The organism is Ruegeria sp. G12, from assembly GCF_056533565.1.
Map to the genome: position 1 here is coordinate 243,898 of NZ_JBQFOO010000001.1, position 19,052 is coordinate 262,949.

Here is a 19,052-nt window from a genome sequence, read left to right on the forward strand (position 1 = left end):
AGTGACTGACGCAAAAACGCCAGCCATCGCCTGCCGGAACCTCTGGCAGGTGTTTGGCCCCGGCGCAGACAAGGCCCTGACCGACGCGCTGTCTCGGTCAGGGAATGACGCCGACCAAGCCGCCGCCGACTTGCGAGAAGGTGGGTTCATTCCCGCCGTTCAGGATGCCAATTTCGAGGTGCAGGAAGGCGAGCTGTTCGTCATCATGGGCCTTTCCGGCTCAGGCAAATCGACCCTGATCCGCTGCATCTCGCAACTGCTGCCCGGTACGGGCGGAGAAATCCGAGTGGATGGCGAGAATGTCATGGGCGCGTCCAAGAAGGTGCTAACCGATCTGCGGCGCAAAAAGCTGGGCATGGTGTTCCAGCATTTCGGCCTGTTCCCGCATATGACCGTGGCCGAGAACGTGGCCTATCCGCTGCGCGTGCAGGGTATCGGCAAAAAGGAACATCTGGCGCGGGCGCAGGAAGTGATCTCGCTGGTCGGTCTTGAGGGACGCGAAGACAGCTTTCCCCGGCAGCTTTCGGGCGGTCAGCGGCAACGCGTCGGCATCGCGCGGTCTTTGGCCGTGAATCCCGATATCTGGTTTCTGGACGAGCCGTTCAGCGCCCTCGACCCCCTGATCCGCCGCCAGTTACAGGATGAATTCCTGCGCATTCAGGCGACGTTGAAGAAATCCATCGTCTTCATCACTCATGACATTCAAGAGGCCCTCAAGCTGGCCGACCGCATCGCCATCATGCGTGACGGAAAGATCGTCCAGATCGGCACGCCCACGGATATCGTGCTGCGCCCGGTGGATGATTATGTGCGTGAATTCTCGAAGGACGTGGCCAAGGGCCAACACGCCAAGGTCGCCTCGGTCATGCGGGATGAGGCTGAATGCGGACCGGATGATCCCGGTCTGACGACCTCAATGACGCTGGACGCGGCGTTGGCGCATTGCATGGAATTGTACGAACCCGTGCCAGTGCGTGACGCTGAGGGCAACATCGTCGGCACCGTGCACCCCTCTGATCTGGCGGCTGCATTGCAGGTGGACGACGCATGACGGCGCTGGACATCCCCGCGCAGCAGGCGCGCCTGACCGCAGGGGCGCAGGCGGCGCTGTTCACCGTGATCGTTGGCGCGGTATGTCTTGCGCTGGAGGGCGTAGCCCCGTGGCTGGTCAAATGGCCCGCCGCATGGGAGCTGCCCGCAACCCAATGGGTCGGGGTGTTTCTGGACTGGTTCCTGAACGGTATCAAACCGGCCATGCGGTTGTTCTCGGACCTGATGACCTATCCGATGAATGCCGCCAACTATGTGCTGGGCAACACGCCTTGGCCGATCCTGATCGGCATCGTCACCGCGCTGGGTTGGTATCTGGGCGGCTTGCCGATGGCGGCGCTGGGCTTTATCGGCCTCAGCTTCGTATTGGCCTCGGGCTATTGGGCCCAGAGCATGAACACGCTGGCCCTTGTCGCTGTGTCTGTGCCCGTTGCTCTGATCATGGGCGGCGCGATTGGCATTCTCGCCAACGAAGTGCCACGGGTGAAAGCGTTCGTGCAGGCCGTGCTGGACATCATGCAAACCGTGCCGACCTTTGCCTATCTGACGCCGCTGCTGCTGCTCTTTGGCTTCGGCCCGGTGGTCGGTCTGATCGCCTCGGCTATCTACGCCGCGCCGCCCATGGCGCGCAATGTGATGCTGGGGCTGGAACGGGTTGAGCCCGAGATCAAAGAGGCCGCCATCATGTCCGGCGGCACCCGATTCCAGCAACTGTTCCAAGTCGAAATCCCCGCCGCCACGACGCAGATCATGGTCGGTGTGAACCAATGCCTGATGGCCGCCCTGTCCATGGTAATCATCGCAGCCGTCATCGGAGGCTTCAACGATATCGGGTGGGAGGTCCTGCTGACCATGCGCAAGGCGCAGTTCGGCGAATCCCTCATGGCCGGTCTGGTCATCGTGGTCTTTGCCGTGGTGATCGACCGGATGAGCGGCACTCTGGCGACCGAGCGCAAGCGCTATGACAGCCGCGTGGTCTGGGCGATGCTGGGCTTTGCCGTGTTGTTCACCGCCGCCTTCTGGGCGTGGTTGCCGAACCCGTCCGAACTGACCGTGTTGGACCCGATGGCCGCGGCCATCGACAGCGGCCTGACCGCGTTCACGCAGGCCAACGGGCCGTGGCTGGATGCGCTCAAGAACAACTCGCTGTTCTACGTGCTGCTGCCGCTTCGGATCGGGCTGGATCAGGCGGTACTGCCCTTCACTTGGGGCTTTGCTTGGACGCCCACGATGAGCTACGCGCTCTTTGCCGGTGCTGCCACCATCGCGCTGCTGATGGCATGGCGCGGGCATCTGACCGGAGGCCTGATCGTTCTGATCCTGATCGGCATGCTGGAAACCGGCATCGCAAACCTGCCATGGCCCTTCGTCCTGACCGGTGCTGCCGCGCTGGGCTGGGTCGCGGGCGGCTGGCGTCTGGCCGCACTGTCGGTGGGTCTGCTCTGCACCATCCTTGTCTCAGGTCTGTGGGAGCGTGCCCTGCTGTCGCTCTACCTCAGCGGCGCGGCGGTGTTTTCCTGCGCTGTGGTCGGCGGGCTGATCGGTCTGGCCAGCGCGGTCTGGAAACCGGTCTGGACCATCGTGCGCCCGATCTGCGACATGCTGCAGACCATCCCTCTGTTCGTCTTCCTGATCCCGGTGCTGATGGTGTTCCAGATCGGAGAGTTCTCGGCCTTCCTTGCCATCTGCGCCTATGCCATCGTCCCGATGATCCGCTACACGCGGCACGGGCTGGTCAATACACCGGACGAGATGATGGAGGCCGCCATCTCCAGCGGCGCGACTGAGTGGCAGATCATGCGCGACGTGCGCGCGCCCTATGCCGCGCCGACCATCCTGCTGGGGCTGAACCAGACCATCCTCTATGCCTTTGCGATGCTGGTGATCGCGGCGCTGATCGGCACTACCGGTCTGGGCCAGTCGATCTATCTGGCGCTGGGGCAGGCGGATGTGGGGCTTGGTATCTCGGCCGGGGCGGCCATGGCGATCCTCGCGCTGATCGCCGACCGCATGGTGCAGGGCTTTGCCGAAGAACGCCGCAAGGCGCTGGGCCTCTAGGACAGGGGGCATCCCCCCTGTTCCCACTTGATTTCGAACAAAGACCAGCGCTCGGGCATCCCCTAAAACCGGGCGCAACACGTTCGGAGACAACCATGACCGGCTGGGGCCTATTCCTCGCAGCACTTGCCACGTTCCTGCTGAGCCACATGATCCCGGCCCGCCCGGCGGTGCGCGGCTGGCTGATTGGCACGTTGGGCCGTACCGGCTATTTCACCGCCTATTCGCTGGTCTCGCTGGCCGTACTGGGCTGGCTGATCATCGCCGCCGCCAACGCGCCCCATGTCGAGGTCATCCCGCCGCTGACCCTCTTTCGCTGGGCCCCGTTGCTGATCATGCCCGTCGTCTGCTGGCTGGCCATCGCAGGCCTGTCGATCCAGAACCCGTTTTCCTTCGGAGGGTTAGGGCACCGCCCCTTCGACCCCGAAAACCCCGGCATCCTGCGCACCACCCGCCATCCGATCCTTGCGGCGCTGATGCTCTGGGCCATTGCGCATCTGCTGGCCAATGGCAGCCTGTCGCATGTCATCCTGTTTGGCCTGTTTGCCGGTTTCGCCGCGATGGGCATGGCCCTGATCGACCGCCGCACGGCGCGGCAGATGGGGTCAGAATGGCATCGCCTGTCCCGCAACACCGCGCGCCTGTCCTTGCGCGCGCCCCGCCCGTGGCCGCACCTCTGGGTGTGGCTGACCGCCATCGCCGCCTATGCGGTTCTGCTTCACCTGCACGCACCTGTGATCGGTCTTTCCCCCTTGCCATAAGCAGGGGAGTGGTCGGGCGGGTCCTGGCGTGCTATCTGGAATGTCACACTTTACTATGGGGTCTCTGAATGTACCTGGCCTATGTCACAACAACCGATCGCGGCGCGACTGACCTTTTGCTCAGCGCGGTTGCCGAAGACTTGCAGAATTCCGGTGCCAAACTTGCCGGAGTGGTGCAAACTAACACTGAATGCGTTGACAGCACCAAATGCGACATGGATGTCCGGGTGTTGCCCGAGGGTGAGACGATCCGTATTTCCCAATCTCTGGGCACCCAATCGCGCGGCTGCCGTCTGGACCCTGCGGCGCTGGAACAGGCGGTTGGGTATGTCACCGCTTCGCTGGACGATGGGCCGCAACTGCTCATCATCAATAAGTTCGGCAAGCATGAGGCCGACGGGCGCGGTTTCCGCCCTGTCATCGCTGATGCACTGGCACGGGACATTCCTGTTCTGGTCGGTGTGAACGGGCTGAACCTCGATAAGTTTCAAGAGTTCACTTGCGGTGAAGCCGAGTTGCTTGCTTCGGATCGGAAGACCATCACGGAATGGTTCAACCGTATTGCCGTGGAACGCACGCAGGCGGCCTGAGACGCTGACGGGCAATCTGTTCGGGCGCGTTGCACCCTGTCTAAATCCATCTCTCAAAGTTGATGGGTGGCATCCTGCCGTCTATTGATTTTTGCCGCGCGCAAAGATTATGTAAAATTAAGGCAAGATCGCCGCGGTACTGAGGACGATGACCAAGATAAAGAACATGGAAGAATTTGCGGCGGTCAGCGGAATATCCCGCCCGACCGTGTCGAAATACTTCCACGACCCCGACAGCGTGCGGGCGACGACACGGGCGCGGATCGAGGAAGCGTTGGAACGCTTTGACTATCGCCCGAACATCTATGCCATCAATCAGAACAGAAAACTGACCAAGAATATCGGCATCGTGGTGCCCTATCTGGCCGATCCCTTCTTTGCCGAGATCGCCCGATATCTGGAGCAAAGCTGTATCGCTGCGGGGTACCGTCCGTCGCTGTTCAGTTCGCATGGCGAGCAGAAGCTTGAGAATGAAATCCTTGACAGCCTCCGGTCGCTGAAGCCTGCTGGCGTGCTGCTTGCGCCTTTGGGCCGGGCCTCGGACCGGGCGCAAATCGAGAAGTTTTGTGACAATGTGCCAACCGTTCTGTTCGACAGCAACCTCGATGGGCTGGGGGCGGCGTTTGTCGGGTCGGACAATTTCAGCTTTGTCTCGCAGACTGTGGAATACATGACCCGCACCGGTGAACCGCCGTCGTTTTTTGAAATGCGCACCCCGGCGAATCCCAACGCCAACAAGCGGCGCAAGGCCTATGAAGACGTGATGCAGCGCCTCGGGTTTGAGCCGCACGTGATCAAGATCGACGGTGAGGGCTGGGCCTTTGAAGAGATCGGACGCCGGGGCGCGGCAAAAGTTCTAGAAGCGGGCGAACTGAGAACGGATTCCGTTCTGTGCAGCAATGATCGCCTGGCGATCGGGTTCCTTGCCGCCTGTTACGAGCAGGGGATTCGGGTCGGCAGAAAGAAGGATTGCTCGTTACGTGTCGCCTCGAATGACGATCATCCGTTCGCGAAATTCACCTGCCCGTCGCTGACCACCGCCGCGCATGACTACGACAATGTGGCCGGACGCAGTGTCGAGACTCTGTTCGAACTCATTGAAAGCGGGGGGAAATTCGACGAGAGGGCGGAGACTCTGTTTCCGGCTCGGCTGGTTTTGCGGGAGTCGGCTTAGTCAAAATTTAACGCGCGTAAAGTTTTTATTGACGCCGCGACAAGTTCCAGTCTACCCTTCCTGTACAGCATCCAAGCTCAGGGAGGACAGGGATGTATCTGAAGAACGCACTTCGTGCGGCGACAGCGTTGACTTTCGTCGCAACGGCAGCGGCCCACGCGCAATCCATCACAATCGCCACCGTGAACAACGGCGATATGATCCGGATGCAGGGCTATACCGACAAATTCACCGAGGCGACCGGTATCGACGTCGAATGGGTGACGCTGGAAGAAAACGTGCTGCGTCAGCGCGTGACCACCGACATCACCACCAAGGGTGGTCAGTTCGACATCATGACCATCGGCATGTACGAAACGCCGATCTGGGGCGCGAATGGCTGGCTGGTGCCGCTGGAAGGCATGTCCGCCGAATATGACGTGGACGACATCCTGCCTGCTATGCGCAACGGCCTCAGCAATGACGGCACGCTTTATGCCGCCCCATTCTACGGCGAAAGCTCGATGGTGATGTATCGCACCGACCTGATGGAAAAGGCCGGCCTTGAAATGCCAGATGCTCCGACATGGCAGTTCATCCGTGAAGCGGCGGCGGCAATGACCGATCGCGACAACGACATCAACGGCATCTGTCTACGCGGCAAGGCTGGTTGGGGTGAGGGCGGCGCCTTCATCACCGTGACCGGAAACTCGTTTGGTGCGCGCTGGTTCGACGAGGACTGGAAGCCACAGTTCGATCAACCCCAGTGGAAAGAGGCTCTGACCTTTTTCGTGGACATGATGAATGAGTCTGGCCCGGCGGGATATGCCACAAACGGTTTCAACGAAAACCTGTCGCTCTTCCAGCAGGGCAAGTGCGGCATGTGGATCGACGCCACTGTTGCAGCGTCTTTTGTGACAAACCCTGATGACTCGACCGTGGCCGATCAGGTTGGCTTTGCGCTTGCACCAAATTCAGAAGGTGTTGACAAGCGCGCCAATTGGCTTTGGGCATGGGCGCTGGCCATCCCGGCAGGCACGCAGCAAGAGGACGCCGCCAAGCAGTTCATCGAATGGGCAACGTCCAAGGATTACATCGAACTGGTGGCTGAAAACGAAGGTTGGGCCAATGTGCCTCCGGGTGCGCGGACATCGCTGTATGAGAACCCCGAATACCAGAAGGTGCCGTTCGCCCAGAAAACGCTGGATTCGATCCTTGCAGCCGATCCGGATAACTGCTGCGCACAACCGACGCCCTATGTTGGCATCCAGTTCGTCGCGATCCCGGAATTTGCAGGTATCGCCACGCAAGTGAGCCAAGAGTTCTCGGCGGTCTACGCCGGACAGCAAACGGTGGAAGAGGCGTTGGAAAAAGCGCAGGCCTTCACCGCTGAAGAGATGGAAGCCGCAGGGTACTGAGGCATCCTCCCACGCGGGTGGACAGGTTTCTGTCCCCCGCTCCCCACTTCCACAACGCGCATTTTTCTCGCAGGCTTGTATGTGCCTGAACAGAGAGGTCTTGTCTCATGGCTACTCAACATTCCCGATCCGTTGCGCGCCTGATGATGGCACCTGCAGTTGTACTGCTTCTGGGCTGGATGCTCGTGCCGCTGACGATGACGCTGTATTTTTCCTTCAAGAAGTATCTGCCGCTGCGCGGGGGTGATCTGGGCTGGGTCGGGTTCGACAACTACGTCCGATTTGTCTCATCCAGTTCGTTCTGGCCTGCGGTGCAGGCGACGCTGATGATCGTTGGCGGCGTGCTGGTGATCACTGTGGTTCTGGGCGTCCTGCTGGCCATGCTGCTGGATCAGCCGATGTGGGGGCAGGGCGTTGTTCGTATCCTTGTCATTGCGCCCTTCTTCGTGATGCCGACCGTGTCCGCGCTGGTCTGGAAGAACATGTTCATGGACCCGGTCAATGGCCTTTTGGCGCATCTGTGGCGCTTCTTCGGGGCCGAGCCGATCTCGTGGCTCTCTGAGGCATCCATGACCTCGATCATCATGATCGTATCGTGGCAGTGGCTGCCCTTTGCGACGCTGATCCTGTTGACGGCTATTCAGTCGCTGGACAGCGAGCAACTCGAAGCCGCTGAGATGGACGGCGCGCCGGTGCTGAAACGCTTCTACCATATCGTCCTGCCGCATCTGAGCCGCGCGATCACCATCGTGATCCTGATCCAGACGATCTTCCTTCTGTCGATCTTCGCCGAGATTTTCGTGACCACCGGCGGTGCGTTCGGCACCCGTACACTCACCTACCTGATCTTCCAGCGCGTACTGGAAAGCCAGAATGTCGGCCTGGGATCAGCCGGAGGTGTCTATGCCATCATCCTTGCCAATATCGTTGCGATCTTCCTGATGCGCATCGTCGGCAAAAACCTGGACGCGTGAGGAGGTAACGATCATGGCCCGCGCCGTCACAACACAACGTAAAACAATCAACACCGCCATTGCCTGGGGTATCGGTCTGCTGATCTTCTTTCCGATCCTCTGGACCATCCTGACCAGCTTCAAGACCGAGGCGCAGGCGATCGCGAGCCCGCCCCTGTTCCTGAATTTCGACTGGACGCTTGAGAACTATGCCATCGTGCAGGAACGTTCGGACTATATGCGGTTCCTGTGGAACTCGGTCATCATCGCAGGCGGCTCGACCATTCTGGGGGTGATTATCGCGGTGCCCGCCGCATGGGCGATGGCCTTTGTGCCCTCGAAACGCACCAAGGACATTCTGCTGTGGATGCTGTCCACCAAGATGTTGCCTGCGGTCGGCGTGCTGTATCCGATCTATCTGTTGTTCATCCGTCTGGGTCTGCTTGACACGCGCGGGGGGCTGGTCGTGGTACTGATGCTTATCAACCTGCCGATCATCGTCTGGATGCTCTACACCTATTTCCGCGAAATTCCGGGAGAAATCCTTGAAGCCGCTCGGATGGACGGGGCGACGTTGAAAGAGGAAATCCTCTACGTCCTGACGCCCATGGCCATCCCCGGCATCGCCTCGACTGTGCTGCTGAACTTCATCCTGGCGTGGAACGAGGCGTTCTGGACCCTCAACCTGACTGCCGTCGACGCGGCCCCGCTAACCGCCTTCATCGCCAGCTATTCCAGCCCCGAGGGCTTGTTCTTTGCCAAGCTCAGCGCGGCCTCGACCATGGCGATTGCTCCAATCCTGATCCTCGGCTGGTTCAGCCAGAAACAACTTGTCCGCGGCCTGACCTTCGGCGCTGTGAAATAAGGAACACGATACATGGGACGCATTCAACTCAAGTCCGTGACCAAAAGCTTCGGCGACGTACAGGTCATTCCCCCTCTGGATCTGACCATTGAAGATGGCGAGTTCACTGTCTTCGTCGGCCCCTCGGGCTGTGGTAAATCCACGCTTCTGCGCCTGATCGCGGGATTGGAGGATATCACCTCAGGCTCCATCGACATTGACGGGGCGGATGCCACCGACGTACCACCTGCCAAGCGGGGGCTGGCGATGGTGTTCCAGTCCTACGCCTTGTATCCGCACATGTCTGTCCGTAAGAACATCGCCTTTCCGCTGCGCATGGCCAAGCTGGATCAGGCCGAAATCGACAAACGCGTCGAAGGGGCGGCCAGTGTCCTGAACCTGTCCGACTATCTGGACCGCCGCCCTGGTCAACTGTCAGGCGGTCAGCGCCAAAGGGTTGCCATCGGTCGGGCCATCGTGCGCGAACCGGCCGCGTTCCTGTTTGACGAGCCGCTGTCAAACCTCGACGCCGCCCTGCGCGTGGGCATGCGGCTTGAGATCAGCGAATTGCACGAACGTCTTGAAACCACGATGATCTACGTGACTCACGATCAGGTCGAGGCGATGACCATGGCCGACAAAATCGTGGTCCTGCAGGCCGGTGTGATCGAGCAGGTCGGCAGCCCGCTGGAGTTGTATCGCACCCCGCGCAACCTGTTCGTCGCGGGCTTCATCGGCTCGCCAAAGATGAACTTCATCGAGGGTGAAGAGGCCGCGAAACACGGCGCGCATACCATCGGCATACGCCCCGAGCACATTGCTGTCTCCGAAAGCGAGGGTGAGTGGTCCGGGGTTGTCAGCGTCTCTGAGCATCTGGGGTCCGACACCTTCTTCCACGTCCACGAAACCGGTCTGGCCGAAACCATCACAGTCCGGGCTGATGGCGAGGTCGGTTTCCGCCACGGAGATCGCATTCACCTGACCCCGCGCGCGGACGTCATCCACCGGTTTGATGCGCAAGGGCTGAGGATCGAATGAAGCGGCTGGCCGGCAAAACCGCCCTTATCACAGGTGCCGCGCGTGGCATCGGGCTGGCTTTTGCCAAAGCTTACGTTGCCGAAGGCGCACGTGTAGCGCTTGGTGATGTCGACATCGACCGGGCGCAACAGGCGGCTGCTGAAATCGGCGAGGCCGCCTTGGCCGTCGAGATGGACGTGACTGATCAAAGCAGCATCGACCGGGCGGTCGCGCAAACGGCTGCCGCGTTTGGGCCCATCGACATTCTGATCAACAACGCGGCGATTTTCACCGCCGCGCCAATCGTAGAAATCGACCGCGCCGACTATCAGCGCGTCTTCGACATCAACGTCGCGGGCACCCTGTTCACGCTGCAAGCGGTCGCGCGTCACATGATCGACCACAAGGTCAAAGGGCGGATCATCAACATGGCCTCGCAGGCAGGGCGGCGCGGGGAACCCTTGGTCGCGGTCTACTGCGCCAGCAAGGCGGCTGTAATCTCGCTGACGCAATCGGCGGGTCTGAACCTGATTGGGCAGGGGATCAACGTGAACGCCATCGCTCCGGGCGTTGTGGATGGCGAGCATTGGGATGGCGTCGATGCGTTCTTTGCAAAACACGAGGGCAAGCAGCCGGGGCAAAAAAAGCGCGAAGTTGGCGCGGCGGTGCCCTATGGGCGCATGGGCCGCGCGGACGACCTGACCGGGATGGCGGTGTTTCTGGCATCGGACGAGGCCCGTTACATCGTCGCCCAAACCTATAATGTCGATGGCGGAAACTGGATGAGCTGATGACACCGGCGGCGCACGTACATACTCCGATCAGGCTGGGGCGCAGCCGGTTGTCCGATCTGTCCGCGACCGTCAAAACGCCGCGCTACCGGCGCGAGGACCTGACGCCGGGCATCGTCCATATCGGTCTGGGCAACTTCCACCGCGCCCATCAGGCTTGGTACATCCATCAACTGATGCAGCAAGGCAGGGCGCAGGACTGGGCCATCATCGGCGCAGGCGTGCGCGCCTATGACGCCGGGATGCGGGACAAGCTGATCCGGCAGGATTGTCTGACGACCCTGATCGAACTGGACCCGGCGGGCATCTCAGCCGAAGTCACCGGGTCGATGATCGACTATCTGCCGATTGAGGCCGGAAACGACACCTTGATCCGCCAGATGTCCGATCCGGCCATCCGGATCGTGTCGCTTACCGTGACGGAGGGCGGCTATTATCTGGACGCCAATTCAGGTGAATTCGACACCGATCACGAAGACATCCGCCATGACGCGCAAAACCCCCGACAGCCCAAGACGGTGTTCGGGGCCATCGTGGCGGCTCTGACGCTGCGCCGTTCTGCGGGTCTGCCGCCCTTCACCGCAATGAGCTGCGACAACCTGCAGGGCAACGGGGTGATCCTGCGCAAATGCGTTCTCGGCCTCGCCCGGCTGTCGGACCCCGATCTCGCCGATTGGATTGAGGAAAACGGGGCCTTCCCGAACTCGATGGTGGACTGCATCGTGCCCGCCACCACGGATCAGGTCTTTGCCCAATGCCGGGATCTGGGTATCGATGATCTGGCACCGGTCACGCATGAGAATTTCCGCCAATGGGTTATCGAGGATGATTTCTGCGCCGGGCGGCCACCTTTGGAAGAGGTCGGAGTTACGGTCACGAACTCCGTCCACGCCTATGAGGCGATGAAGCTGCGCATTCTAAATGGCGGCCATCAGCTTCTGGCCAATGCTGGGGAGATTCTAGGCGTCCCAACTATCTCGGCCTGCATGCAGGATGCTGGAATCTCAGGGTTTTTCCGCAAGGTTCAGATCGACGAAATCGCGCCGTATGTTCAGGCGGTTCCGGGTATGCCTCCGTCAGACTACCTGAAGCTGGTCGAACGCCGCTTTGCGAATACGGCCATTCACGACACAACCCGCCGCGTCGCCTTCGACGGCTCGGCCCGCCACCCGGGTTTCCTGCTGCCATCGCTGCGCGATGGGCTGGCGGCCGGGGCCTCTGTCACCGGACTGGCCCTGGCCGAAGCGCTCTGGGCCCGGATGTGTGTCGGGGTGCGAGAGGACGGAAGCGAGATCGCGCCCAATGATCCGATGTGGGCCGATTTGCAGGCTGCAGCACAGGCCGCCAAACAGGACCCGCAGGCTTGGATGGCGGGAACAAACCTTTACGGCGAATTGGAAAGCGATGCCCGTTTTGCTAAGGCGTTCGCGACGTGGCTGCCCGAGATTTGGCGGGATGGCTGTCGGGCAGTAATCGAAAGATACCTGCAAAAGGCTCACTGACGGACCGGCCTTAACCCTCCTGCGCAGGCCGCGCACGCACTTGATTGATCGCACAGGCGGTATCTTCCAACGCTTCAACGAGCGGCAGGCAGCGTGCTTTGACGCAGCCGAGTGCGATTGCGGCCGCCATAAAACGACATTCTTGTATCGAAGCTGCGTGAAGAATGGTGGGCGACCCTGGAATCGAACCAGGCGTGCGTCTCCGCGAGGGAGTTACAGTCCCCTGCCACACCTTGCGGCCTGTCGCCCACTGTCAGGCGTTGCACCTGACGTGGAGGCGTGATTACTAGCGCACCAAAGGAGCGTCAACAGGAAAATTTCGCTTTGGCGCAGGAAACCGAATTCCCGGCCCGGAGGCCTTGAAATGAAGAAACCCAAGTGGGTCGTCGAGAAGGAACAGGCGCGCAAAGCTGCCGCAGCAGAGACCGTCTGGCTGTTCGGTCTCCACGCCGTGCGCGACGCGCTGATGAACCCGAAACGGCAGAAATTGCGCCTGATCGTGACCCGCAATGCGCGGGATAAACTGGCTGATGCCATTGATTTTGCGGGGATTGAAGCGGAAATGGTCGATCCGCGCAAATTCACCGCTCCGATCGATCCGGGCTCAGTCCATCAGGGGGCCGCGCTTGAGGTCAAGCCGCTGGACTGGGGTGGGCTGGCCGAGAATTGCATCGGGCGCGAACACCCTCGGATCATTCTGCTGGACCGGGTGACCGATCCGCATAATGTGGGGGCGATTCTGCGCTCGGCCGAGGTGTTGGGGGCCAGTGCCGTGATTGGCACCCGCCACCACTCGGCGCCTGAGACCGGGGCGCTGGCCAAAACCGCGAGCGGCGCGTTGGAACGTCAGCCGTATCTGCGGGTGCGCAATCTGGCGGACGCCATTGTCGAACTGCAGAACATGGGGTTCTTGGTTCTTGGACTTGATGGCGAGGCCGATGAGACCATCGAAACCACTCTGGGCGACCAGCGCGACCGCCCGGTGGCGCTGGTGCTGGGGGCGGAGGGGCCCGGGTTGCGGCAGAAGACCAAAGAAACCGTGGATCATCTGGTGAAAATTGACGCAGCCGGAGGGTTCGGGTCGCTGAACGTCTCAAACGCGGCGGCAATCGCCCTATATGCATCCCGACACAGGTAACAGGAGGTCGCCATTCCCAGCCCCAAGAAAATCGCCACCTGCTGCTATTGCGGGACCCGCGCCGCGCTGGTTTTGAAAGGCAAGGAACGGCACGAGCTAAGCTGTTCCAATTGCGGCGCGCCCTTGCATGACCTGAAGATGCTGCCTCGGAAAAAGGTGGCTGAACGCCCGCAATATGTGGAAGGCGTTGGGCTTAGAAGGCCAAAACCCAAGAAGAAAAAGAAGAAGAAAAGCCTTTGGTCGCGCGCGATGGAGGAAGCCTGGGACGTGGTCGAAGATATCTTTGACTGAACAGAATCGGGCGGGGTCAAAAAGCGTTCACAACCCTGTTAACGGGGGTTTAATGCAGCCTAAAAAGTTGCAGTTTGTTGGCCTGATATCGTGATTCTGAACTTGTTATGCTGACCCGACGTTCTCTTTCCGGCGCGCTATTCGCCCTTTTCCTTGGTTCTGCGGCCTTTGCGCAGGATGTCCCTGTTTACTTCGCGTCCGAAGGGGCCGCGATGGACGGGTACGATCCTGTGTCCTATTTCAGCGGCGATACTCCGGTCAGGGGGCAGCCCGAAATTGCGGTGACGTGGAAAGGAGCCGAATGGCATTTCGCGTCGCAGGAGAACCGGGAGTTGTTCGAGGGCAACCCGCGCGCCTTTGCGCCTCAGTTCGGGGGATACTGTTCCTACGCCATGGCCTATGGGATGCTCAAAAGCACCGACCCACAGGCGTGGCAGGTTGTGGATGGGCGCTTGTACCTGACGCATTCGCCCGAGATCGAGCAGATGTGGCAGGACGATCGCGCCGCATACATCCACATGGCCGAGGAAAACTGGCCGTCGGCCCTGTATGCCGAGTAGGCGAATCTCCGCTTTTCGTGACTTGTCATCACAAAAATGCGCACCCCCTCTTTTTTTCGCCCAAATTATGCCTAAATGTCACAGTGACCGCGGAACGGAACTGCCGCGGGTCATTTCACTGTCCCTCGTTCCAACAACTGGCGCCCAAGGTATCTTGGGCGCTTTTTTCTTTTCGGGACAGTGCTTAGGATGCGGCCATGCCTGAGTATTCCGACGAGTTCCTGAAAACCATCCTGACGCGCACCAAAACCGTAGCGGTAGTCGGCGTGTCGATGAACCCGGTGCGGCCCAGCTACTACGTGGCGCGGTATCTGTCGCTGAAAGGGTTCACGGTCATTCCCGTCAATCCCGGTCATGCGGGCAAGGACCTGTTTGGTCAGACGGTTCGGGAAAGCCTGTCCGCGATCAGTGAGCCGGTCGACATGGTGGATATTTTCCGCCGGTCCGAAGCGGTCCCGCCCATTGTCGATGAGGCGCTGCAGGCCTTTCCCGACTTGCAGACGATCTGGATGCAAATCGGCGTCGAACATGACGGGGCAGCATCCACGGCGCAGGCGCGAGGCGTCGATGTGGTCATGAATCGGTGTCCCAAGATCGAATATCAGCGCCTGTTCGGAGAGTTGCGGATGGGCGGGTTCAGCACCGGGATCATATCCTCAAAGCTGCAGACTTAACCCTCGTAAGGCTTCAGCCGCGCTACCTGTTCCTGACGGCGCTTTTCCAGAACAACGTCACGCGGTACCCAATCATACCGGGTGTCTTCGGCCAGCGGTGACCAGTGCAAAACCCCCCCATAGCGCCATGGGTCCAGTACCACGCCTTCGTACATCGAGTCGCCCTTGCGACTGATGATGGCGGTGCTGTGGTCGATGCGGAACGGGTTGTCCGCGTTGGCGATGGCGCGGTGGAGGGTCAGCGTGTCGAAGTTTTCCTGGCTCAGGCGCCGTTCGATATCTTCGGCCCAATGCCAGCACAGGCCCCGTGGCCGCAGGCCATTGTTGACCTTGGCATTGTGGATCAGCGGCGGGTCGGTGATTTCGTATTCCTGCACCAGTTGCGCGGTATATGCATAGGCGATGCGGGCAGCACGGTCCGCTTCCTCGGGATCAATGCCCGGGCCAAGGTCGCGAATCTCAACCGCCAGTCGTTGCACCTCATCCCCGGTTGGAGGCGGCGGCGTGGCGCATGCCCCCAGCAGGGCAAGGGCCACCACTAGCGCCAAAGCTCTGATCATTGCGATGCCCTTTGCCTTTTGAACCGCGAGCCCCGATCATAGAGGGCAGGGCGGTTTGACGAAAGCCTGCCGCTTATCCTTTTGGGCGGGCGGCCTTTTCGGCGATCCCGCTGGTGCCCTGCCGACGGGCCAGTTCAGCCAGCACATCATCCAGCGCCACGTCGCGCGCGGCCAGCATGACCAGCAGGTGATAGAGCACGTCTGCCGCTTCCGAGGTCAGCTTATCGCGGTCTCCTTTGACCGCTTCGATGATCGCCTCGATGGCCTCTTCCCCGAATTTCTCTGCACATTTCTCGGGGCCTTTGGCCAGCAGCTTGGCGGTCCAACTAGAGTCCGGGTCAGTGCCTTTGCGGGCCTCAATCGTGGTGGCCAGATCGTGCAGGATGCTCATGTCAGCCTCATCGGAATGCCAGCGGCGGCCATGTGTTCCTTGGCCTCGCGGATGGTGTATTCGCCGAAATGAAAGATCGAGGCCGCCAGCACCGCGCTCGCCCCGCCCTTGGTCACACCCTCGACCAGATGGTCCAGAGTGCCCACGCCGCCCGAGGCGATCACCGGCACGTCAACCGCGTCGGAAATCGCACGGGTCAGAGGCAGGTTGAACCCCGCCTTGGTCCCATCCCGGTCCATCGACGTCAGCAGGATTTCCCCCGTACCCTTGGCCACAACGGTCCGGGCGAACTCCACCGCATCAATGCCGGTGGGTTTGCGCCCGCCATGGGTGAAAATCTCCCACTTGCCGGGGCTGACGGTCTTGGCGTCGATGGCGCAGACGATGCACTGGCTGCCGAACTGGTCTGCGGCCTCGGCAATAACATCCGGGTTCGCCACGGCGGCCGAATTAAAGCTGACCTTATCCGCCCCCGCCAGCAGCAAGGCGCGCACGTCATCCTTGGTGCGCACGCCACCGCCTACGGTAAGCGGCACAAAGCACTGTTCCGCCGTCCGCTGGACGACGTCGAACATGGTGCCCCGGTTTTCATGGGTCGCGTGAATGTCCAGGAAACAGATCTCATCCGCGCCGGCGGCGTCATAGGCCTTGGCCGATTCCACCGGATCGCCCGCATCGCGCAGGCCGACGAAATTGACGCCCTTGACCACGCGGCCATCGGCGACATCCAGACAGGGAATGATGCGGGTTTTCAGCATGATGTGTCCTTTGTTCGGGGGCACCTCTACCGGCAAAGCCCCGCCGATGCCAGACTTGTGATTGTGATCTGCCGCGAAGCCATGGAAATTAGAGGTGAAATTCACGAAAAGGAATTCTGTTATGCGACATCTTCTGCTGGCATCACTCTTCACAATCGGAGGCACCCTGTCCGCCATGGCTGACGACATCATCAAGGTCCAGACAAACAAATCCGTGGTCGAGGCGCTGGACGCGCTGGAAGCCGCCGTTGGCAATGCGGGCGCGACCGTCTTTGCCCGCATCGACCATGCAGCAGGGGCCGAAAAGGTTGGCACGCCGATCCCGCCCAATCAGGTGCTGATCTTCGGCAACCCGGCTTTGGGCACCCCCGCCATGCAGATCGACCCGCGCGCCGGGCTGTTCTTGCCGCTGAAAGTGCAGGCCTATCAGGACGCAGATGGTCAGGTCTGGCTGGCCTATGAAGACCCGAAAGAGACGATGGATGAGCTTGACGAGGTCGAGAAATCCCCTGTCATCGAGAAAATGCGCGGTGCTTTGGCGAAACTGACCGGTGCTGCCGCGCAGTAACTCAGCTCAGGGCGCGAATGGCCTCAGCCAGGTCAATCGCGCCGTCATACAGCGCGCGGCCTGATATCGCGCCGTCCAGCGCGACGCCGCAATCGCGCAGGGCGATCAGGTCGTCCAGCGAACTAACGCCCCCCGATGCGATCACCGGGATCGAGACCGCCTGCGCCAGCGCCGCCGTAGCCTCGATATTCGGGCCCTGCATCGCGCCGTCGCGGTTGATATCAGTGTAGATGATCGCCGCGACGCCTGCGTCCTCGAAGCTGCGCGCCAGATCGGTGACTTGCACGTCGGTTTCCTCGGCCCAGCCCTTGGTGGCGACCAAGCCGTTGCGCGCGTCAATGCCGACGGCGACCTTGCCCGGGAAGGCGCGGGCCGCTTCTCGCACCAGATCGGGGTTCTCGACCGCGACGGTGCCCAGAATGACCCGGGCCAGCCCCTTGTCGATCCAGGTCTCGATCGTCGCCATATCGCGGATGCCGCCGCCCAGTTGTGCGGGCACGTCGCAGGCTTTCAATATCGCCTCGACGGGTGCTGCATTGACCGGTTCCCCCGCAAAGGCTCCGTTCAGATCGACCAGATGCAGCCACGCGCACCCTGCCTCGACAAAGGCGCGGGCCTGCGCCGCCGGGTCTTCGTTAAAGACGGTGGCCTTGTCCATTTCACCGCGCAGCAGGCGCACGGCATTGCCGTCTTTCAGATCGATAGCGGGGTAGAGGATCATGTCGGGCGGCCCTATATCACTGTTACACGCCGGCGATATCGCACAGGCGGGGCAGGGGCGCAACGCGACGCAAAGTCAGTCTTGCCCGGTGCCCAACCGCAGGCCAGACTGGCCGGAAATACAGGGAGAAAACTATGAAGACTATTACTCTTGCCGCAGCGTTTGCCGCGATGGCCACTGCAGCCATTGCGGATGATCCGGTGGATGGCCTTTGGAAAGTCGGGCCGGGCGACTCGGGTGGATTTGTACACGTAACCATCTCGGAATGCGGCAGCGCAATCTGTGGCACCATCGATACCGCCTTTGATAAGGATGGCAATGAGGTGCTGGATTACCCCAATTTGGGCAAGCAACTCATCTGGGACATGATTCCCGAAGGCGACGGGACCTATGACAACGGCAAGATATGGAACCCGGACAACGACAAGACCTACACGTCAAAAATGACGTTGGATGGCCAGAACAAACTGACCGTCAAGGGCTGTGTCGCGGGTGGTCTGATCTGCAAAGGGCAAACCTGGACGCGAATTCAGTAACCGCTTAGGGGGCCCAGGTCAGGAAATTCCCGATCATCCGCAGGCCCACATCCTGACTTTTCTCAGGGTGGAACTGCATCCCAACCATCGTGTCGCGGCCGACCACGGCCGTGACCTCTTGCCCATAATCCACATAAGCCAGCCGCTGCGCCGGGTCGGTGACGCGGAAATGGTAGGAATGCACGAAATAGGCGTGATCGCCGGATGTCACGCCGCCGAACACCGGATGGTCGCTTTCCAGCACCAGATCGTTCCAGCCCATATGCGGCACCTTCAGCGCAGCATCTGACGGCTCGATCCGAACCACATCCCCGGCAACCCAGCCCAGTCCATCAGTTTCGGCATACTCATGGCCCTTCGAGGCCATCAACTGCATGCCAACGCAAATGCCCAAAAACGGACGGCCTTTCTGCTCGACCGCCTCGACCATCGCATCATAGATGCCCTTGTGGCCCCGCAACTCTGCCGCGCAGGCTGGAAAAGCCCCGTCGCCAGGCAGCACCAAACGGTCCGCCCGCGCCACGACATCAGCGTCCGAGGTCACGACAACCTCGCCCGCATCGACCTCACGCGCCATGCGCTGAAACGCCTTTTCTGCCGAGTGCAGATTGCCCGACTCATAATCAATGATCGCAGTCAGCATGGTACGGCCCAGTTCTTCTTCTTGTTCCAAATACGGCGGGGTGAATTGGCCGAAGGCCAAGAGGGGCAGCGCCTC

22 protein-coding genes and 1 tRNA gene are annotated in these 19,052 nt (G+C 60.9%); 17 read left to right on the forward strand and 6 right to left on the reverse strand.

The window, feature by feature from the left end; genetic code table 11:
- The first annotated feature begins 1 nt into the window (after position 1).
- The 11 genes from ACR0JN_RS01220 (at position 2) to ACR0JN_RS01270 (ending at position 12,137) form a co-directional block, all read left to right on the forward strand.
- The gene (locus ACR0JN_RS01220; RefSeq protein ID WP_480883610.1) at positions 2-1,051 is read left to right on the forward strand and encodes a quaternary amine ABC transporter ATP-binding protein; all 1,050 of its coding nucleotides are present in this window, start codon (positions 2-4) and stop codon (positions 1,049-1,051) included.
- A complete protein-coding gene (locus ACR0JN_RS01225; protein ID WP_480883612.1) occupies positions 1,048-3,108 on the forward strand; it encodes an ABC transporter permease in 2,061 nt (686 codons plus the stop codon). Before ACR0JN_RS01220 ends, ACR0JN_RS01225 begins: the two co-directional genes overlap by 4 nt.
- Positions 3,109-3,203: 95 nt before the next feature.
- Entirely contained in the window at positions 3,204-3,869 is a 666-nt protein-coding gene (locus tag ACR0JN_RS01230; protein WP_480883614.1) for an NnrU family protein, read from the forward strand.
- A 68-nt stretch (positions 3,870-3,937) separates the two neighbouring features.
- On the forward strand, positions 3,938-4,459 hold the full coding sequence (locus tag ACR0JN_RS01235; RefSeq protein ID WP_480883615.1) for a DUF2478 domain-containing protein: 522 nt from the start codon (positions 3,938-3,940) through the stop codon (positions 4,457-4,459).
- A gap of 148 nt (positions 4,460-4,607) precedes the next feature.
- On the forward strand, positions 4,608-5,633 hold the full coding sequence (locus ACR0JN_RS01240; protein WP_480883617.1) for a LacI family DNA-binding transcriptional regulator: 1,026 nt from the start codon (positions 4,608-4,610) through the stop codon (positions 5,631-5,633).
- A gap of 92 nt (positions 5,634-5,725) precedes the next feature.
- The gene (locus ACR0JN_RS01245; RefSeq protein ID WP_480883619.1) at positions 5,726-7,030 is read left to right on the forward strand and encodes an ABC transporter substrate-binding protein; all 1,305 of its coding nucleotides are present in this window, start codon (positions 5,726-5,728) and stop codon (positions 7,028-7,030) included.
- 107 nt (positions 7,031-7,137) lie between these two features.
- The gene (locus tag ACR0JN_RS01250) at positions 7,138-8,004 is read left to right on the forward strand and encodes a carbohydrate ABC transporter permease (protein WP_480816597.1); all 867 of its coding nucleotides are present in this window, start codon (positions 7,138-7,140) and stop codon (positions 8,002-8,004) included.
- Positions 8,005-8,017: 13 nt separating this feature from the next.
- Positions 8,018-8,848, forward strand: coding sequence for a carbohydrate ABC transporter permease (locus ACR0JN_RS01255; RefSeq protein WP_480816596.1), 831 nt, complete (start codon positions 8,018-8,020; stop codon positions 8,846-8,848).
- Positions 8,849-8,860: 12 nt separating this feature from the next.
- Complete coding sequence (locus ACR0JN_RS01260) at positions 8,861-9,865, forward strand: ABC transporter ATP-binding protein (protein WP_480883621.1); 1,005 nt, start codon at positions 8,861-8,863, stop codon at positions 9,863-9,865.
- The gene (locus ACR0JN_RS01265; protein WP_480883623.1) at positions 9,862-10,635 is read left to right on the forward strand and encodes an L-iditol 2-dehydrogenase; all 774 of its coding nucleotides are present in this window, start codon (positions 9,862-9,864) and stop codon (positions 10,633-10,635) included. Before ACR0JN_RS01260 ends, ACR0JN_RS01265 begins: the two co-directional genes overlap by 4 nt.
- Positions 10,635-12,137 (forward strand): mannitol dehydrogenase family protein, encoded by a 1,503-nt coding sequence (locus tag ACR0JN_RS01270; RefSeq protein ID WP_480883624.1) that lies wholly within the window; start codon positions 10,635-10,637, stop codon positions 12,135-12,137. The genes ACR0JN_RS01265 and ACR0JN_RS01270 overlap by 1 nt, the downstream gene beginning before the upstream one ends.
- 165 nt (positions 12,138-12,302) lie before the next feature.
- Here the strand turns inward: ACR0JN_RS01270 and ACR0JN_RS01275 are convergent.
- A tRNA-Tyr gene (locus ACR0JN_RS01275) sits at positions 12,303-12,386 on the reverse strand.
- Positions 12,387-12,501: 115 nt separating this feature from the next.
- Between ACR0JN_RS01275 and rlmB the strand changes: the two genes are divergently transcribed.
- The 4 genes from rlmB to ACR0JN_RS01295 all read left to right on the forward strand — a co-directional run bounded on the left by rlmB (position 12,502) and on the right by ACR0JN_RS01295 (position 14,800).
- A complete protein-coding gene (gene rlmB / locus ACR0JN_RS01280; RefSeq protein WP_480883626.1) occupies positions 12,502-13,275 on the forward strand; it encodes a 23S rRNA (guanosine(2251)-2'-O)-methyltransferase RlmB in 774 nt (257 codons plus the stop codon).
- 12 nt (positions 13,276-13,287) lie between these two features.
- A complete protein-coding gene (locus ACR0JN_RS01285; RefSeq protein WP_480884346.1) occupies positions 13,288-13,566 on the forward strand; it encodes a hypothetical protein in 279 nt (92 codons plus the stop codon).
- Positions 13,567-13,673: 107 nt separating this feature from the next.
- Complete coding sequence (locus ACR0JN_RS01290) at positions 13,674-14,126, forward strand: YHS domain-containing (seleno)protein (RefSeq protein WP_480883628.1); 453 nt, start codon at positions 13,674-13,676, stop codon at positions 14,124-14,126.
- A gap of 197 nt (positions 14,127-14,323) precedes the next feature.
- Complete coding sequence (locus ACR0JN_RS01295) at positions 14,324-14,800, forward strand: CoA-binding protein (RefSeq protein ID WP_480883629.1); 477 nt, start codon at positions 14,324-14,326, stop codon at positions 14,798-14,800.
- On the opposite strand, the gene ACR0JN_RS01300 is transcribed toward ACR0JN_RS01295, so the two are convergent.
- The 3 genes from ACR0JN_RS01300 to hisF form a co-directional block, all read right to left on the reverse strand.
- Entirely contained in the window at positions 14,797-15,360 is a 564-nt protein-coding gene (locus ACR0JN_RS01300) for a hypothetical protein (protein WP_480883631.1), read from the reverse strand. The two genes, ACR0JN_RS01295 and ACR0JN_RS01300, sit on opposite strands and share 4 nt — an antisense overlap.
- 73 nt (positions 15,361-15,433) lie before the next feature.
- A complete protein-coding gene (locus tag ACR0JN_RS01305) occupies positions 15,434-15,751 on the reverse strand; it encodes a phosphoribosyl-ATP diphosphatase (protein ID WP_480883633.1) in 318 nt (105 codons plus the stop codon).
- Complete coding sequence (hisF, locus tag ACR0JN_RS01310; RefSeq protein WP_480883635.1) at positions 15,748-16,509, reverse strand: imidazole glycerol phosphate synthase subunit HisF; 762 nt, start codon at positions 16,507-16,509, stop codon at positions 15,748-15,750. The genes ACR0JN_RS01305 and hisF overlap by 4 nt, the downstream gene beginning before the upstream one ends.
- Before the next feature lie 121 nt (positions 16,510-16,630).
- On the opposite strand from hisF, the gene ACR0JN_RS01315 reads away from it, so the two are divergent.
- A complete protein-coding gene (locus ACR0JN_RS01315) occupies positions 16,631-17,077 on the forward strand; it encodes a DUF302 domain-containing protein (protein WP_480883636.1) in 447 nt (148 codons plus the stop codon).
- 1 nt (position 17,078) lies between these two features.
- Here the strand turns inward: ACR0JN_RS01315 and hisA are convergent, their stop codons facing one another.
- A complete protein-coding gene (hisA, locus tag ACR0JN_RS01320; protein WP_480883638.1) occupies positions 17,079-17,798 on the reverse strand; it encodes a 1-(5-phosphoribosyl)-5-[(5-phosphoribosylamino)methylideneamino]imidazole-4-carboxamide isomerase in 720 nt (239 codons plus the stop codon).
- Between the two features lie 134 nt (positions 17,799-17,932).
- Between hisA and ACR0JN_RS01325 the strand changes: the two genes are divergently transcribed.
- Positions 17,933-18,334 carry a DUF2147 domain-containing protein gene (locus tag ACR0JN_RS01325; protein ID WP_480883640.1) on the forward strand — a complete coding sequence of 134 codons (402 nt, stop codon included), beginning with the start codon at positions 17,933-17,935 and terminating at the stop codon, positions 18,332-18,334.
- Positions 18,335-18,338: 4 nt separating this feature from the next.
- Here ACR0JN_RS01325 and hisH read toward each other — a convergent pair whose 3' ends face one another.
- Positions 18,339-18,977, reverse strand: a complete 639-nt coding sequence (hisH, locus tag ACR0JN_RS01330; protein ID WP_480883642.1) for an imidazole glycerol phosphate synthase subunit HisH — start codon at positions 18,975-18,977, stop codon at positions 18,339-18,341.
- Between the last annotated feature and the right edge of the window lie 75 nt (positions 18,978-19,052).